Origin of the sequence: Acidovorax sp. Root217 (genome assembly GCF_001428645.1) — a bacterium.
Classification (GTDB): Bacteria; Pseudomonadota; Gammaproteobacteria; order Burkholderiales; family Burkholderiaceae_C; genus Acidovorax.
This window is the reverse complement of record NZ_LMIH01000004.1, coordinates 10,495-25,893: the sequence shown is the minus strand read 5'-3', so window position 1 is coordinate 25,893 and position 15,399 is coordinate 10,495. Positions and strand designations below refer to the sequence as shown.

The window sequence follows — 15,399 nt, the reverse complement described above, 5'->3', positions numbered from 1 at the left end:
GCGAGTACGCCTACGCAGATTGCGCAGACGCTGTGGACCAATGTGGTGGGCCGGGCGGGTACGGACAGCGAACTCAAGCTGCTGACCGACATCATGGCGGGTGGGGTATCAGCCTCCGACCTGACGGTGATGGCTGCGAATCTGGAGCTGAACGCGGTGCGGATTGATCTGGTGGGGTTGGCGGCCAAGGGGATTGAGTTCGCCTGATGGCGACGGGGACGCCAAAGCGCCCCAAACAATAAACACATCGCCCTGCCGCTTGCTTTCTGGTAGAAAGAATGGTCGCGGCCGATCACATCCTGGGCTTCTCCAGCCCATGCCGCTGTGCCGCACGCCCCCAAGCCGGACGCCCGCGCAGGTATCCGGTCCCCCATGGAGCTCTGATGCCGCAGGCATGCGGTCTCCTGGCCGCCAGAACGAGGATGCAATCAGCATGGCCTACCCTATCGACCTCACCCATCCCACAAGCGCTCACGGCCCCGTGCAGGTGGTCTTCATCTTCAACGACCTGCACGATGGGGCTGCGCTGGCGACAGCGGCCCCGCAGGGCGCCGAGGTCGTGGTGCTCGACGGCATGTGCGACGGCCTGGCGCAGATGGCTGCGCACCTGCAGGGGCGCAGCGGCATCGGCGCCCTGCATGTGCTCAGCCACGGCAGCCATGGCCGTCTGCACTGGGGTACCACCGTGCTGGATGCCGCCAACGCGCCCGGGCATGCCGACCTGCTGCGCGCCATGGGCAGCGCGCTTGCCGACGATGGCGACGTGCTGCTCTACGGCTGCCACTCCGGCGCGGGCCGGCAAGGGGCCGCATTGCTGCGCACGCTGTCCGACCTGTTCGGGGCCAACGTGGCGGCATCCACCACGCTCACCGGATCGCCGCAGCTGGGCGGCGACTGGGTGCTCGGGCGGCAGCACGGCACCGTGCAAACCCCCGCGCTGGTGGGCCCTGCCTCCTATGCCGCAGTGCTGGCCGTGCCCGCCGACGAAAATTACGACTCCAATGGCGTCACCAACTTCTCCACGGCCAGCTTCACGCTGGATGGGATCAAGTACACGATCACGGGCACCAGCAGCTACACCAACCGGGTTTCCAACGACAGCACCCTGTCGGCGCTCGGCAACGACGCGGGCGACTACTTTCTGCGCTTCGACCGGACCAACGTCTCGGGCATTTCCAGCATCAAGGTCGAGGCTGCCGACGGCAGTGCCTTCCGGCTCAATGGCCTGAGTTTCGGTGCAGCGGCAGATGGCAACATCACCGTCACCCCCGACGTTGGATCGGCCCTGACCTACGCCAGCAGCGGCGCGACCATCCTGCAGCAGAACATCAATACCTCGGCCAATACCAGCTTCCAGAACATCACCGGTTTCACCTTCGCGGGAACGAACCTCTCCCTCGCCCTTGATGACCTGGATTTCGAGCCAGCAGTCGTATCGATCGCCGCCATCACCGGCGCCACCTACAACGCATCGACCGGGATTCTGTCCGTTACCGGCACCAACCTCACCGGCGGCGGCAATGTCGATGTCGGCAAGCTCGCCCTCGCCGGCCAGGGCGGCGCCAGCTACACGCTGACCAGCAGCAACGTCAACGCCAGCAGCGCCACCGCCTTTTCGGTCACCCTCAACGCGGTGGACATGCTCAACGTCAACGGCCTGCTCAACAGCAACGGCGTCGCGGCGGTGGACGCCAGCGTCTTCAACCTGGCAGCAGCGGCGGGCTGGCAGTCGGCGGCCGCCGCCGATGCCACCGGCAACGCCGTCGCCGTCTCCGGCGTGGCCGCCCCCACCATCACCAGCGCCACCTACAACACCAGCTCCCATGTCCTCACGGTCACGGGCACCAACCTGGTCAAGGCCGACGGGGCCAGCAACGATGTCACAGTCAACAAGCTGACCCTCACCGGCGAAGGCGGCGCCACCCGCGTGCTGTCCACCTCGGCCAACGTCGAGGTCACGTCGGCCACCAGCTTTGCCGTGACCCTCTCGGGCGCCGACATCGCCGCGGTGGAGGCGCTGCTCAACAAGGTCGGAAGCAGCTCCACGGGCGGCACCGTCTACAACCTGGCCGCAGCCGATGACTGGAACAGCGTGGTCACAGGCGGCAACATCGCCGACCTCACGGGCAATGCCATCACGGTATCCATCCCGGGGCCGGCGCCCACCATCACCAGCGCCACCTACAACGCCACCAGCGGCGCCCTGGTGGTCACCGGCACCGGCTTCACCGCCCTGGCGGGGGCCGCCAACGACATCGTCGCCAACAAGTTCACCTTCACCGGCGAGGGCGACGCACAGTACACGCTGACCACAACCGCCAACGTGGAGATCACCAGCGCCACCGCCTTCACCCTGACGCTCAGCACGGCCGACCGTGCGGCCTTGAACCTGCTGGTCAACAAGAACGGCACCGGCTCCACCAGTGGCACCACCTACAACCTGGCCGCCGGCGAGGACTGGGCCGCCGGGGCCGATGCCGCCTCGGTGGTGGCCGACCTCACGGGCAATGCCATCACCGTGAGCAACGTCGCCGTACCCACCGTCACCAGCGCCACCTACGACGTGGGCACCGGGGTGCTGGTGGTCACGGGCACCAACCTGTTGGGCAAGGCCGGCACCGCCAACGACATCGTGGCCAACAAGCTCACCTTCACAGGCAAGGGCGGCGGCACCTATGTGCTGACCGACACCGCCAACGTGGACACCACCAGCGCCACCACCTTCAGCCTCACGCTGAGCGCCTCCGACAAGGCCTTCGTGAACCAATTGCTGGACAAGACCGGCACCAGCGCCACCGACAGGACCACCTACAACATCGCCTTTGCCGAAGACTGGAACGCCGGTGCCGATGCGACCGTGGTGATCGCCGACCTCACCGGCAATGCGATCACGGTCGGGGGCACGCCGCCTGCATCGAACACCGTGGATGGAACGCCTGTCATCGTCACCACGGCGCCTGACGGCACCACCACCACGGTGCCCGTGGTCGCCAGCAACCGGCCCGAAACGGCCGGCTCGGGCAGCCCGCTGGCCGACATCCCCATCGTCAAGGCCGCCGACGGCCACGCCCTGGTGTCCGTCAGCATCCCCGTGGGCATGGGCCTCACGGCCGTGGGGCAGTCCGTCGGCACCACGGGCTCGGCCGCACAGGCCGAGCTCTTGAAGCGCATCGATTCTGCGGCGGGCAGCAACTCCGATCTGGCCCCCCAGGCGCAGGACTTCCTGGCCACCCTGGGCGCCAGCGAATCGCTGGTGGTGCAGACCATCAAGCCCACCACCGGCGCTGGCTTCAACCCCAATGTGCCGCTGGTGATCAACGGCGGCGCCGCGGCCGGTGACGGCAAGCAGGCCATCATCGTCGACGCACGCGCCCTGCCCGCAGGCACGGTCATCCAGGTGGACAACGTGGAGTTCGTGGCCATCGTCGGTGCCGTGCGCACCATCGGCGGTGCCGGCCCGAACATGGCCGTCGGCGACAGTGCCGCCCAGTGGATCGTGCTCGGCCCGGGCAACGACACCCTCCACGGCGGCGCCGGCAATGACACCGTGGGCAGCGAGGCCGGGGACGACCAGGTCTACGGCGATGCGGGCGACGACATCGTCTTCGGCGGTGCAGGCAACGACCTGCTCTCGGGTGGCACGGGCAGCGACAAACTCAATGGCGGCACGGGCTTCGATGTGGCCGTGCAGGAAGGCGCGCGCGCAGATTACACGGTGGTGCTCGAAGCCAATGGCATCAAGCTGACCCATACCGCCTCGGGCGTCTCCGACTGGCTGGTGGATGTGGAGCAGGTGCGCTTTGCGGCGGGCCCAAGCCTCACCGTGGCGCACAGCGCCGCCGAGGAGGCTGCCGCCTACCTGTTCCAGAAGTGGCTGGGGCGCGATCTCACGCAAGGCGAGGGTGCCGTCATCCAGCCCTTCACCAGCACGTCGGCGCTGGAGGTGGCCACCTTGTTTGCCCAGTTCTTCCCGCAGCAAAGCGCTGGCAAGACGCCAGCGCAGTTGCTCGACGGCATGAACGCCGCAGGCGCCGTGCGCGTGGATGCCATCCGCGAGGTCACCGTCACGGGCAATGCGGGCAACAACACCATCAGCCCCACATTGGGCCTGGCCCGTTATGTGGAAGGCGGTGCAGGCACCGACACGGTGGTGATCCCTGCCACACTGGGCCAGACCCATGTGCAGGCCAATGGCAATGGCAACTACACGCTGCAGCGCCTGACCGATGGGGCCATGCTCGATGTGACGCAGGTCGAACGCGTCACTTTCAGCGACACCAAGCTGGCGCTGGACCTCGCCGGCAACGCCGGCCAGGCAGCCAAGCTGCTCGGTGCCCTGGGCGGCCCAGCACTGCTGACCAACAAGGGCGTGGTGGGCGAGGTGATCCGCCTGCTGGACGCTGGCGCCACCAGCCAGACCATCGCAGGCATCGGCCTGCAGGCCTTGGGCGTGCAAACGCCCAACCAAGTCGCGCAGCTCTTGTGGACCAACGTGGTGGGCCGCGCGGGCACGCAGGCCGAGCTCAAGCTGATCACCGACCTGATGGCCAGCGGGGTTTCGTTCAATGAGGTAGTGGTGATGGCGGCCAACCTGGATGCTACGGCCGTGCGCATCGACCTGGTGGGCCTCACGAGCAAGGGGCTTGAATTCGCCTGAGGGCGAAGGGACCTGACTCTCGGATTCAGTGGACCAATGCATGCCAAACATGCTTTGCCAAACTGGTCGCCCCGGCGTTAGCATGCAGCAACCCTGGCATGCGCCTCGGCCCATCCACCGGGAACCGCCATGCCATCCAGCCCACCGCAATCCCCCATCACCGGCCGCCAGCGCGTGGTGCAGGTCTGCCTCTTCCTCGTCGCCGCCATCTCCATCTTCGGCGGCACGCTGCAGATGTTCCTCGGCCAGCCCGACAGCACACCCCGGCTGGACAACGTACACCGCTTCATGGCGGGCGTGTACCTGTCGATGGGCTTCATCGCGGCATGGGCCGCCGTCACCATCCGCCAGCAGGGCACGCTGGTGTACCTGATCGCTCTGGGCGTGGCCATGGCCGCCGTGGGACGCCTGGTCTCGATGAGCCAGGTGGGCCTGCCCGAGCCGGCTGCTGCCTGGATCGGCTACCTGGTGCCCGAGCTGGTCGTGCCCATCATCCTGGCCCTGGCACACCGAAACCCCAGGCCGTCGGCCTGAACGAGCGCGCCGCTGCGGTCCACGAGGAGCAGCTTGGCCCCCAACTCAAGGGAGCCAACGTCAGCACCTTCAGCTACACCATCGACCCCGGCGACACAGATGCCATGGCGGGTGCCGTGCTCACCATCGCAGAGCACCACCCCGGCCACACCATCTGGGCCGAAGGCATGGCTGTCTTCGGCTGACACCGGGGCCAAGCCAACGGCAAGCAACCTATGCACGCAGGCACATACGCTGTCACGTGCCTTCGCGTGACGAAGATCACCACCGCCCGCATTTGCAAGGCGCGTCCTCTGGATTACAGACAGCGGTCGATGTAACATGTGGTTTCATATCACCAACCCCGGTACGGTCGGCGAATGCTTCACCCCCAATGGCCACCCGCGTGACTACGCTGCACACCCATTACGACAACCTGAAGGTGGCGCGCGATGCGTCGCCGGCGGCGATCGATGCTGCCTACCAGGCCATGGTGCGCAGGTTTGGCCCCGGGCACAGCGCGGGCGACCCCCAGGCCGCGCGCAAGATGGCCATCATCGACACCTCGTACGCCGTGCTGTCCAACCCCCACCAGCGCGCACTGCACGACCTGTGGGTGGACCAGAACGATGAGGTGGATACAGCGCCCCCCTCCATCCAGCCCCTGTGGATGCACAGCGAGACGCCGCGCTACAGCCACGCCACGGCGCATGGGCTGCAATCGGGCAGCAGCATCAACGGGGGCAGCAACCGCCATCGCCGCCGCCGCAACCGGGCGCATGCGCCCGCCACCAGCGCCCTGGCGCAGCACCTGCAGCGCAACTGGAGCCTGTACGCCCTGGGCGCCGTGGTGGCCTGCCTGGCCTTGGTCACCCTGGTACCCCGGCCCTTTCTGGGCGATGACAACGACATCGGCGCCGCAGCATCCGGGCCGCTGCGCGGGTTCGCGGTGCCCGTGTTCTTTGTGCCGCGCTACAACCGCCCCGCCACCGACCCCAATGGCCAGCCCTGGCCCGCCAGTGCCGGCTACCTCGCCAGCTACCCGCAGCTGAACACCGATGGGGCGGCACGCCTGACCGTGGACAACAGCCACAACGATTGCGACATGTTCGTCAAACTGGTGTCGCTGGACGGCATGCAGCCCCAGGCCGTGCGCCACCTGTACGTGCCCGCCTTCCGCCGCTTCGCCGTGGAGCAGCTCAGCGCCGGCCGCTACGAAGTGCGCTACCGCAACCTGGCCACCGGCGCCCTCGCCCGCTCAAGTGCCGTGGCCGTGCAGGAAGCCGGCGCACCAACGGATCAGCAGGGCAACGCGAGCAGCGACACCGGCCCCACCGTGGCGCTGCACAAGCAGCCCCAGGGCAACCCGCGTGCGCTGCAGCTGGCAGAGGCGGATTTCTTCTGAGGGGCGGGGCAAACTGACGCTGCGGGGGCGCGCATGCCGCCGCAGGCGCCCTCATCGGGACGCATTGCGCTGCCTGGCGCGGCGCGAAAACATGTTGAGCAGCTCGACCAGCGCCGAGAACGCCATGGCCGCGTAGATATAGCCCTTGGGGATGGCAGCGCCAAAGCCCTCTGCGATCAGCGTGGTGCCGATCAGCAGCAGAAAGCCCAGCGCCAGCATCACGATGGTCGGGTTGGCCTGGATGAAATTGGCCAGCGGCGTGGCGGCGAACAGCATCACCCCGACAGTGACTAGGATCGCCACCACCATGATGGGAATGTGCTCCGTCATGCCCACGGCGGTGATGATGCTGTCGATGGAGAACACCAGGTCCAGCAGCAGGATCTGCCCGATGGCGGCCGGCACCGTCAGCCCCACGCTCTGGGGCGTGAACACATCCGGCCCGGGGTCCGGGTCCACACTGTGGTGGATCTCCTTGGTCGCCTTCCACACCAGGAAGAGCCCGCCCGCGATGAGGATCATGTCGCGCCAGGAGAACCCCTTGCCGAAGACGGTGAACACCGTTGCGGTCAGCCCAACGATGAACGCGATGGTCCCCAGCAGCGCCAGCCGCATCACCAATGCAGCGCCGATTCCTATGTTGCGCGCCCGGGCACGGTCCTTCTCCGGCAGCTTGTTGGTGAGGATCGAAATGAAGATCAGGTTGTCTATACCCAGCACCACCTCCATCGCTATCAGCGTGAGCAAGGCCACCCAGGCAGCGGGATCGGAAACGAGCGTTTGCAGGTAATTCATGGCGAGTTCGGCATTGGGCGGGGTCTCTCCATCATCCATGAACTCCGATGAAAACGCACCATGCTTGGCGAGAGCGTTTGCACCATGGCTTTCGTCCTCTTAGGCTGGCCCGGCCGACCAGGCGCTTCGGGCCATGGGCCCGTCCGACCTTCTTCGTCAGCGATGGCCTACGTGGCACAGGCGCCAGCACAGCGACAGTGCACTGTCTCTCATCCAAGGAGGTTCACCATGAAGACCAACGTCATTGCAGCAGTCATTGCATCGGGCCTCCTGGCCTGCTCCGGCGCCCACGCCCTCACCGCCGACCAGCACAAGGCCGCCAAGGCAAAGATCGAAGCCGACTACAAATCCCAGAAGGTCCAGTGCGACACCCTCAAGGCCAACGCCAAGGATGTCTGCGAAGAAGAAGCCGAGGCGAAGGAGAAGATCGCCAAGGCCGAGCTGGAGCAGCAGTACAAGCCCAGCCCCGCCCATGCACGCAAGGTGGCCGAAGCCAAGGCCGAAGGCGCGCACGATGTCGCCAAGGAAAAGTGCGACGACCAGACGGGTGATGCCAAGAACGCCTGCGAGAAGCAGGCCAAGGCCGACTACGACAAGGCCAAGGCGGACATCAAGGCCACCAAGTTCTGAACCTGAGGGAAGGCATGCGGCGGGGTCACAATCCCTAGGTGACCACCCGCCGCAAACCACCAGCCACCGCCGCCCGCGTGCACCTGCTGCCCGTGCAGGCCATGCACCAACCCGCATTCCTTGCCGCCGTGCGCGCCAGCCGGGCACTGCACCGCCCGTGGACATCACCGCCCGCCACAACCGAGCAGTTCACTGCCTACGTGGCACGCATGCAGACGCCCGGCAACTGCGGCCTGCTGGTCGTGCGGCAAGGCGCCGGCTCGCTGGAGCTGGCGGGCGTGGTCAACATCACCAACATGGTGATGGGACCGTTCTGCAGCGGCTACCTCGGCTACTACGCCTTTGCGGGTTACGAGCGCCAGGGCCTGATGCGCGAAGGGCTCACCCTGGCCGTTCGGCATGCCTTTCGCACGCTCAAGCTGCACCGGCTGGAGGCCAACATCCAGCCTGGCAACGCCGCCTCGCTGGCACTGGTGCGGTCCTGCGGGTTCACGCAAGAAGGCTACTCGCCAAAGTACCTCAAGATCGGCGGCCGCTGGCGCGACCACGAGCGCTGGGCCATCGTGGCCAGGTAGGCCGGCGTGCAAGGCCCCAGTCCGCCTGCGGTCAATGGGGTAAAGGACTACGATGGCCGCCCCTGCCGACCGTGCGCTCAGCTTGCGCCGCCAATGGAGCAACCCATGTTCAGTACCCTCGCCGATATCGTCATCGGTTTCTTCGAGTTCGTGGTGGATGTCCTGCTGTTCCGGGGCCAGCGCCGCGCGCAGGGCCACCGGGAGCGCAGCGCCATGGAAGACACAATCGAAGTCGCGCGCTTCGATTTCGTCACGCTGTTTTTCATCGCGCTGGTCAGTGCCGGCCTGATGTTCGTCCTGACGTTCGCATTCGGTGTTCCGGCGGGCTGGAGCATAGGGATAGGCCTCACCGTCGGCGCGATCTGGGGGGTCTGGCGGTACCACCGGTTGGTGCGCGAGCCATGATGGGCACGCGCCACTGGTCGCCTCCCGGGGCCCACCGGTCTGCCGGGTCTTACGCTATCGGCGCGATAGGCAAGGCCGCTTGCAAGCTTTGTGCACCGCGCGGATAATCCACCCATTATGAAAATCCTCACCAACGTGATCAAGGCATCGTTCGCCACCTAGTTGCGCCCCTCGATCGCGTGTCGGAGGGCTGTGCGCCTTCCGGACCCAACAACCCCGGCAGGCTTCGTCCCTCCCGGGGTTTTTTGTTTTCAGACTACTCACTCACTTCTCAACCCATGCGTACCTACGACAAGTTGATCGCCACGATTCCCGACCGCCGGAGCATGAGCCCCGTGCGCCCGGGCTCCGGCGACAGCACCAGCAATTCCCATCGACGCTAGCCCCCAGGCGAATCCTTTTTTGTGATGCCTGGGCTGGCGCAATGCCAACCAGGCGGCAACTGCTCGCAGAGCCGAGTGCAGCCGCAAGAAAGACCGAAAGATTCGCCATGACCAAGAATTCACGCACCCCCAACAGCAACGCGCAACTGCGCAACCTCGGTGTCATCGCCCACGTCGACGCGGGCAAGACCACGACCACCGAACGCATCCTGTTCTACACCGGCGAAAGCCACCGCATCGGCGAAGTGCACAACGGCACGGCGCACATGGACTTCGACCCGCAGGAGCAAAAGCGCGGCATCACCATCAACAGCGCGGCCGTCACCGTGCACTGGAAGGGCACGCAGCTCAACCTGATCGACACACCCGGCCACATCGACTTCAACATCGAGGTGAACCGCTCGCTGCGCGTGCTCGATGGTGCGGTCGTCGTGTTCGACGGCGTGGCCGGCGTGGAGCCGCAGACCGAGACCAACTGGCGCCTGGCCGACAAGTACCGCGTGCCGCGCATCGCCTTCATCAACAAGCTCGACCGCGTGGGTGCCGACTTCCAGCGCGTGGTGGCCATGATGGAAGAACGCCTGGGCGTGCGCGTGGTGCCGCTGCAGATCCCCATCGGCGCGGAAGGCGACTTCCGTGGCGTGGTGGACCTGCTGAGCCTGCGCGCCCGCATCTGGGACCAGGACGACGCGAGTGCGCCCTACCGCGAAGCCGACGTGCCCGCCGACCTGCTTGAGCAAGCCGTGCGCAGCCGCGCCCGCCTGGTCGAAGCGGCAGTGGAGCAGGACGAAGCCTCCCTGCAGGCCTACGTGAACGGCGAAGAGATCGCCGGCGACGTGCTGCGCGCCGCCATCCGCAAGGGTGTGCTGGCCGGCGCCTTCGTGCCCGCGCTCGCCGGCTCGGCCTTCAAGAACCGCGGCGTGGAGCCCTTGCTCGACGCCGTGGTGGACTACCTGCCCTCGCCGGACGACATCGTGCGCGAAGGCAGCGAGAAGCCGGCTTCTGCCGCCGACCCGTTCGCTGCCCTGGCGTTCAAGGTCGTCACCGACGACCATGGCGCCAAGGTGTTCGTGCGCGTGTACAGCGGCCGGCTGGGCCGGGGCGACGTGGTGCTCAACACCAGCACGGGCAAGACCGAGCGCGTTTCGCGCCTGTACGAAGTGCATGCCGACAAGCACATCGAGCGCGACGAGCTGGTGGCCGGTGACATCGCCGCCGTCGTGGGCCTCAAGGACACGCTGACCGGGCACACCCTGAGCGACCCGGGCCACCCCGTGGTGCTGGAGCAGATTAGCGTGCCCGAGCCGGTGATCCACGTGGCCATCGAGCCCAAGGCGAGCGCGGACCAGCAAGGCCTGTCCAAGGCCCTGCAGTCCCTGCTGCGCGAGGACCCGAGCCTGCGGCTGCAGCACGACGCCGAATCCGGCCAGACCATTCTGTCCGGCATGGGCGAGCTGCAGCTCGAAGTCTCGATCGAGAAGCTGCGCGCACGCCACGGCGTCAACGTGTCGGTCGGCCGCCCCCAGGTGGCTTATCGCGAAACCATTTCGAAGAGTGTGGAGGTACACCATGTGCACAAGAAGCAAACGGGCGGCCCCGGCCAGTTCGCCGAGGTGAGGCTGCTGCTCGCCCCCCTGCCCCGGGGCGAAGGCATCCAGTTCGAGAACCGCATCGTCGGCGGCGCCGTGCCGCGCGAGTTCATCCCCGCAGTGGAGGCCGGCATCCGCCGCGCCGCCCTCACGGGTGTGGTCGCGGGCTTCCCCGCCGTGGACTTTGTGGCCACGCTGGTGGATGGCAGCTTCCATGAGCGCGACTCGTCCACGCTGGCCTTCGAGCTGGCGGCCATGGCCGCCTTCCGCGAGGCGTTCGCCAAGGCCGCGCCCCAGGTGCTCGAACCCGTGATGGCCGTCGAGGTCATCACCCCGGCCGACTACCTGGGCGATGCCATCGGCGACCTGAACCGCCGCCGCGGCGTGGTGCGCGGCCAGGGCCAACGCGGCAACGCCGCCACGGTCGAGGCCGAGGTACCGCTGAAGGAGATGTTCGGCTACATCGGCAGTTTGCGTGCGCTGTCTTCGGGGCGTGCGCAGTACTCGATGCAGCTGGACCACTACGGGGTGGTGCCTGCGGGGGCGATGGCTGCGCTGGTTCAGTGAAGTGAACTGAGCCGGGCTTGATTGCCTGGCAGCGCAAAGACGGGAGGGGCGTGGACGGGAGTCTGCGCCCCTTTTCTTTCTTGCGAAGAGCATGCATGGCCGCATTCCGCCAGAAGATCACATGGTCCTCACAGACTTCATGCTCAGCTCACACAGCGCGTCAACACTTGCGCGCAATTCTGAAACTCGTGAAGGTTGGCAATGGGTATCGTCATCATGGCTGTTGGCTTCGGCTTGTTCTGTCTGGCGCTTTTGGGAGTGGCGGTCTTCTTCACGGCAAAGGGGATCGCATACGCCCTCGGGTCAGTGGCCTACCTGCTGTTTCAACGCCGACCTCCGGCTGCAGCACTGCGTCTTGGGTCAGCCGCTTGCGCCCTCTGCCTGTTGATTCTGCTGCCCATGCGAGGGTGCGACTATCTGCAGGTGCAGATGTACCGCAAGGCGATCCCACCGCAGTTCGAACTGCTTGACACCCTCTACCACGATGAGATCTCTGGTTTTCGCGAGGGCTGCGGTGTGGCCATCTTCCGTCTTTCCGACGAGAGCATTGCGAGGATTCACCGCGGAGGGTTGACCTACCTGGAATCGGCTCGCCTGGGTCGGGTCGGCACGCCCTACTACCAGTACCAGCCGTGGACAGCCACCCCGGCTGCGAAGAAAGAGGACCTCTTTCGCGGTGCCCACTGCGTGAAAAATGCGCCCGCTTTGCTGCAGCAGGCACAGCGACTCGTTGACAAGGAAGGCGCCTTCTTCACCACCGGCCCCGAGCACGATCTGGTGCTCGTTCCTTCTATGGGATTGATCATCTTCTCGCACAACGGCTGAGTTGCAGGCCCATGAAGGCGACGCGACCCCAGAGGAACTGTCGAAACTGAAAAGCCAAAAAGAGTGCGTGACTGCTGCTGCGTTGGAGCGGCGCGGGGCCGATTTTCCTTGCCGTGCAACGGGGCGGATGATATTTTGGTCAGAATGACCAGATTCAACGAGCCCGATGGCCCACCTTCCGCCAGGCGCCCGGCCCCGCCTCCGGGGCACTGGCTGCTTCAGGATGCGAAAGCACGCTTCAGCGAGCTGGTGCGACGCGTGCGCAGCGAGGGTCCCCAGCATGTGACCATCCATGGGCGGGATGAAGTCGTCGTCATTGCGGTGGAGGACTTTCGGCGCCTGCAGGGTGCGCGGACCGGCTAGGCATTGGTCGATGCCCTTCAGGCCTCGCCCCACCAGAACATCGAGCTTGCGCTGGCACCACCCGTGGCCGCACCCGTTCGGGACGTGGAGCTGTGAAGGGCTTCCTGCTCGACACGAACATCCTGCCCGAGTTGCGGCGTCCCCGCCCGGAACCCCGGGTGGTCGCCTTCGTCAGCGCCCAAGCGCTTGAAAGCCTTTTCGTCAGCTCCGTCACCTTCGCCGAAATCCGTTTCGGCATCGAGCGGATCGACGACCTTCACAAGCGTTCGGTCCTGACGGATTGGCTGAACCTCGAACTGCGTCCGATGTTCGAGAACCGGTTGCTGCCGGTCAGCGAGGATGCCATGCTTCGATGGAGACTCCTGGTCGAGGAAAATCGCAAAGCGGGCCACACCTTTCCGCAGCCGGACCCCATCATTGCAGCCACCGCCTTGCACCATGGCCTGTCCGTCGTGACCCGGGATACCGGCGGGTATGACAAGACAGGCGTTTCACTGGGCAATCCTTGGGTGAATTGAAGGTGAATTCGCAATAGCAAAGTACCCTATCTGATGGTGCAAAACGAGCGCAGAACCACCAGCTCACGCCGGCACTGCCTTCGTGCCATCAAGCCAGTGATTGATTGCACTCGCAGCATTTCTACAAACTGCACTCCCGCCAACAGCAGCGCAATCGTCTCACTGTGGTCGCTATAGCGCTGGCCTCCGTGTTGCGTTCCCGCGCCACCGCTTGTCGCCGGCCCGGCATGTCCCTACCATGGCCCTCCCATGCAAGCAGACAGCGCAACCCCGACCACCACCACCCTCCCCCACCGTTTCCTCTGCTTCCTCGGCCCCCTGCTCGCCACCAACCTGCTCCAGGCGCTCGGCGGCACGGTGATCGTCATTTGCCTGGGGCAACTGCTGGGCGCGCGCGCTCTGGCCGCTGCGGTCAGCTTCTTCCCGTTGTTCATGTGCTGCATCGCCTTCGTCATCGGGCTGGGCGCGGGCTCGTCTGTGCTGGTCGGCCAGGCCTGGGGGGCGCGCGACCCGGACAAGGTGCGCCGGGTAGCCGGCGCCGTGCTGGTCGGCGGCCTGGCCCTGGGCTGCGTGGTGGGGGTGCTGGGCGCCACGGTCATTGGCGATCTGCTGCGCGCACTGGGCACGGCAGACGATGTGCTGCCGGAGGCAGTTGCCTATGCGCGCATCCTGTTCCTGGCGATGCCGGTGCTGTTCGTGCACCAATTGGCCGCTGCCTTGCTGCGCGGCCTGAGTGACACGACCACGCCGCTGCGCGTGCTGGTGCTGGCCTCGGGCCTGTGGATGCTGCTCACGCCGGCCTTCATCCTGGGCTGGCTGGGGCTGCCGCAGCTGGGCACGGCCAGTGCCGGCTGGGCCAGTTTGATAGGCAACGGCGTTGCGGTGGCCTGGTTGGCTTGGCACCTGCATCGCAAGGACCACCTGCTGGCCCTCAGACACCTGCGGCCGCACCTGCGCTGGGATGTGCCCTCGTTGCGCACCGTGGCGCGGCTGGGCGTGCCCACCGGGCTGTTCTTCATCACCAGCTCGCTGGCCGATGTGCTCTTGCTCCGGCTGGTCAACAGCTACGGGTGGCAGGCCACGGCAGCCTGGGGCACGGTGAACCAGGTGATGGCCTATGTGCAGATGCCCGCCATGTCGATTGCCATCGCGGCCTCGGTCTTTGCGGCGCAGGCCATTGGTGCCAACAACCCCGACGAGGTGCGCCGCGTCACGCGGGTGGGGCTGTGGATGAACCTGGGCCTGACTGGCGGCTTGGCCTGCATCGTGGCGGCAGCCTCTCCGCTGGCAACCCGCCTGTTCACCAGCGACCCGGCCGTGGTGGGCCTGGCCGCCACGGTGCTGCGCATCACCGTATGGGGCAGCCTCGCCTTCGGCATGGCCAGCGTGTTCACCGGCGTCATGCGGTCGGCGGGCACGGTGCGCGTGCCCACCACGATCTCGCTGTCGTGCCTGGCCTTTTTGCTGGTGCCGCTGGCCTATGCCCTGCAGCAGGTGCTGGGCCTGCAGGGCATATGGGCCAGCTACCCGCTGACCTACCTGTGCGCGCTGGTGCTGCAGGCGACCTACTTCTACGCCGTGTGGCGCAAGCGGCCGATCACGCGGCTGGTGTAGGGGACCAGCGGGTCTGCTTGACCTCAAGTGCAGTTGATGTTTTACAAACACGGGCAATGCAACTACCAAGGCCCCTGCACCATGCACATCCAACCCCTCGAAGCCCTGCTCCAGCGCGGGGTAGACAACGCCGTGCTCAGGTTCACGCTGGCATCGCACTACCTGAAGATGAACGACGCTGGCACAGCCATCGCCCACCTTCAGCGGTGCCTGCAATGGTCTCCAGACTACTCCGCCGCGTGGAAGCTGCTGGGCAAGGCCCACGCGCTCAACGCCAACACCGAGGCCGCACAGGACGCCTGGACCCAGGGCATGGCCGTGGCCGAACGCAAGGGTGATCACCAGGCCCGCAAGGAGATGCAGGTGTTCCTGCGCCGCCTGCAGCGCTCAGACCAGCCCTCAGAGGCTGGGAGTTTTTGACCGTGCCCGAAAGGCGTGCCACAACGCCCTGGATCTAGGCGCAAAGCGCAGCCATAGCTCGGGCTATGGTGAGCATTTGCAACGACGAGCCGGGGTGTTTTGGCGTGCAAAGCGGGCATGGACGAAAGACTCTCAGCCTC

At 66.3% G+C, this 15,399-nt stretch carries 14 protein-coding genes; 13 read left to right on the top strand and 1 reads right to left on the bottom strand.

Features of this window, described 5'->3' with window-relative positions:
- From ASE31_RS32020 to ASE31_RS01525, 4 genes are all read left to right on the top strand, one after another.
- A partial coding sequence (locus ASE31_RS32020; RefSeq protein WP_369819430.1) for a hypothetical protein occupies positions 1 to 207 on the top strand: 207 nt, incomplete at its 5' end.
- A 226-nt stretch (positions 208 to 433) separates the two neighbouring features.
- Positions 434 to 4,657, top strand: a complete 4,224-nt coding sequence (locus ASE31_RS01535; protein WP_162261368.1) for a DUF4347 domain-containing protein — start codon at positions 434 to 436, stop codon at positions 4,655 to 4,657.
- A gap of 129 nt (positions 4,658 to 4,786) precedes the next feature.
- Positions 4,787 to 5,191: a DUF4345 domain-containing protein gene (locus ASE31_RS01530; protein WP_057199784.1), complete on the top strand. Its 405-nt coding sequence runs from the start codon at positions 4,787 to 4,789 to the stop codon at positions 5,189 to 5,191.
- A gap of 385 nt (positions 5,192 to 5,576) precedes the next feature.
- Positions 5,577 to 6,575, top strand: coding sequence for a J domain-containing protein (locus ASE31_RS01525; protein WP_162261367.1), 999 nt, complete (start codon positions 5,577 to 5,579; stop codon positions 6,573 to 6,575).
- A 51-nt stretch (positions 6,576 to 6,626) separates the two neighbouring features.
- Here ASE31_RS01525 and ASE31_RS01520 read toward each other — a convergent pair whose 3' ends face one another.
- On the bottom strand, positions 6,627 to 7,370 hold the full coding sequence (locus ASE31_RS01520; RefSeq protein WP_057199788.1) for a TerC family protein: 744 nt from the start codon (positions 7,368 to 7,370) through the stop codon (positions 6,627 to 6,629).
- 228 nt (positions 7,371 to 7,598) lie between these two features.
- On the opposite strand from ASE31_RS01520, the gene ASE31_RS01515 reads away from it, so the two are divergent.
- The 9 genes from ASE31_RS01515 (at position 7,599) to ASE31_RS01480 (ending at position 15,259) form a co-directional block, all read left to right on the top strand.
- Positions 7,599 to 8,000 (top strand): hypothetical protein, encoded by a 402-nt coding sequence (locus ASE31_RS01515; RefSeq protein ID WP_057199782.1) that lies wholly within the window; start codon positions 7,599 to 7,601, stop codon positions 7,998 to 8,000.
- Between the two features lie 38 nt (positions 8,001 to 8,038).
- Positions 8,039 to 8,575: a GNAT family N-acetyltransferase gene (locus tag ASE31_RS01510; protein ID WP_369819429.1), complete on the top strand. Its 537-nt coding sequence runs from the start codon at positions 8,039 to 8,041 to the stop codon at positions 8,573 to 8,575.
- A 105-nt stretch (positions 8,576 to 8,680) separates the two neighbouring features.
- Positions 8,681 to 8,980, top strand: a complete 300-nt coding sequence (locus ASE31_RS01505) for a hypothetical protein (protein WP_157412307.1) — start codon at positions 8,681 to 8,683, stop codon at positions 8,978 to 8,980.
- Positions 8,981 to 9,470: 490 nt separating this feature from the next.
- Entirely contained in the window at positions 9,471 to 11,519 is a 2,049-nt protein-coding gene (gene fusA, locus ASE31_RS01500) for an elongation factor G (protein WP_057199780.1), read from the top strand.
- A 201-nt stretch (positions 11,520 to 11,720) separates the two neighbouring features.
- Positions 11,721 to 12,344, top strand: coding sequence for a hypothetical protein (locus tag ASE31_RS01495; protein ID WP_057199779.1), 624 nt, complete (start codon positions 11,721 to 11,723; stop codon positions 12,342 to 12,344).
- Between the two features lie 144 nt (positions 12,345 to 12,488).
- Complete coding sequence (locus ASE31_RS33060) at positions 12,489 to 12,707, top strand: type II toxin-antitoxin system Phd/YefM family antitoxin (RefSeq protein ID WP_157412306.1); 219 nt, start codon at positions 12,489 to 12,491, stop codon at positions 12,705 to 12,707.
- Positions 12,708 to 12,799: 92 nt separating this feature from the next.
- Positions 12,800 to 13,225, top strand: a complete 426-nt coding sequence (locus ASE31_RS01490; protein ID WP_057199778.1) for a type II toxin-antitoxin system VapC family toxin — start codon at positions 12,800 to 12,802, stop codon at positions 13,223 to 13,225.
- 249 nt (positions 13,226 to 13,474) lie between these two features.
- Positions 13,475 to 14,839, top strand: a complete 1,365-nt coding sequence (locus ASE31_RS01485; protein WP_057199777.1) for an MATE family efflux transporter — start codon at positions 13,475 to 13,477, stop codon at positions 14,837 to 14,839.
- Between the two features lie 81 nt (positions 14,840 to 14,920).
- Positions 14,921 to 15,259, top strand: coding sequence for a tetratricopeptide repeat protein (locus ASE31_RS01480; protein ID WP_057199786.1), 339 nt, complete (start codon positions 14,921 to 14,923; stop codon positions 15,257 to 15,259).
- The last annotated feature ends 140 nt before the right edge of the window (positions 15,260 to 15,399 follow it).

Bases quoted from the DNA above. Each gene is read 5' to 3' on its own strand.
- ASE31_RS01535 (WP_162261368.1), top strand. From the start codon at position 434: ATGGCCTACCCTATCGACCTCACCCATCCCACAAGCGCTCACGGCCCC.
- ASE31_RS01530 (WP_057199784.1), top strand. From the start codon at position 4,787: ATGCCATCCAGCCCACCGCAATCCCCCATCACCGGCCGCCAGCGCGTG.
- ASE31_RS01520 (WP_057199788.1), bottom strand. From the start codon at position 7,370: ATGAATTACCTGCAAACGCTCGTTTCCGATCCCGCTGCCTGGGTGGCC.
- ASE31_RS01515 (WP_057199782.1), top strand. From the start codon at position 7,599: ATGAAGACCAACGTCATTGCAGCAGTCATTGCATCGGGCCTCCTGGCC.
- ASE31_RS01505 (WP_157412307.1), top strand. From the start codon at position 8,681: ATGTTCAGTACCCTCGCCGATATCGTCATCGGTTTCTTCGAGTTCGTG.
- fusA (WP_057199780.1), top strand. From the start codon at position 9,471: ATGACCAAGAATTCACGCACCCCCAACAGCAACGCGCAACTGCGCAAC.
- ASE31_RS01495 (WP_057199779.1), top strand. From the start codon at position 11,721: ATGGGTATCGTCATCATGGCTGTTGGCTTCGGCTTGTTCTGTCTGGCG.
- ASE31_RS33060 (WP_157412306.1), top strand. From the start codon at position 12,489: ATGACCAGATTCAACGAGCCCGATGGCCCACCTTCCGCCAGGCGCCCG.
- ASE31_RS01485 (WP_057199777.1), top strand. From the start codon at position 13,475: ATGCAAGCAGACAGCGCAACCCCGACCACCACCACCCTCCCCCACCGT.
- ASE31_RS01480 (WP_057199786.1), top strand. From the start codon at position 14,921: ATGCACATCCAACCCCTCGAAGCCCTGCTCCAGCGCGGGGTAGACAAC.